Origin of the sequence: Nonomuraea purpurea, from assembly GCF_042650645.1 — a bacterium.
GTDB lineage: Bacteria > Actinomycetota > Actinomycetes > Streptosporangiales > Streptosporangiaceae > Nonomuraea > Nonomuraea purpurea.
Window position 1 is genome coordinate 1 of sequence record NZ_JBHSBI010000109.1, and the last position, 758, is coordinate 758.

1 protein-coding gene is annotated in these 758 nt (G+C 60.9%); it reads left to right on the forward strand.

Translation table 11 applies throughout. The features are described from left to right. Window positions 1–456 precede the first annotated feature (456 nt). Complete coding sequence (locus ACFOY2_RS54725; protein ID WP_379536123.1) at window positions 457–657, forward strand: hypothetical protein; 201 nt, start codon at window positions 457–459, stop codon at window positions 655–657. Window positions 658–758 lie beyond the last annotated feature (101 nt).

Genomic DNA, 758 nt, shown 5'->3' on the forward strand with positions numbered 1-758 from the left:
GGATTACGGAGTGGCCGTCTCTTGTCACATGGATCTCTCCCGCATCACAGCATGGGCTAGATCACCCGCACACCATCTCCCTGGACGTGAACCCAGCTGGCGATCCTCGAACGCAAAGAATGCGCATGGCCAGCGGATAACCAACGAACTCGGACCATACACCGATGGCTACTCGGCCGAGATGCCCAGCAGTACCCGTCAGTGGATGAATTGAGATCGGATGGATACGTACCATAACGGCACAAGCTGAACGGCCAAGGGATCGCCATAGGGGCAGCGGGCGACCGTTTAACCCGGCGTTCAATGCTCGCTCCATGCTCTTTGGCCACTTTTAATCCGTAGATTCCGGGTTCGAGCCCCGGGCGCCCTACCACCTCCACCTGCGGTTCCTTCCCTTATGGGAAGGCTTCTTGCTGATCGTGAGACACATGTGGGTCACACCTGGGTCACTTCGTCATGCCGCCGCCTTCCGGAGGTTGCGGGCGGTCCTGCGCACCTTGCCCAGGACCAGCCGCGCAATCGCCTGGGCTGAGCCGCCGGCTGCAGTCCTTCTACTGCGAGTACGCCAGGAGCTGGATCGACGTCAAACACGGCTGGGGCCTGACCATGCAGGCCGATGAGAAGGACGCGCTCACGCAGATGCTCGGCACCTGCTAGAGCTTGTACGGAGTTGAGATCACGGGGATTGCCTGCGCTCCGGTCTGTGACCCTGGTAGGTCTTCGCCATGGCGCGTGGAGACCTCACCGATGAGGAGTGG

Bases quoted from the DNA above. Each gene is read 5' to 3' on its own strand.
- ACFOY2_RS54725 (WP_379536123.1), top strand. From the start codon at position 457: ATGCCGCCGCCTTCCGGAGGTTGCGGGCGGTCCTGCGCACCTTGCCCA.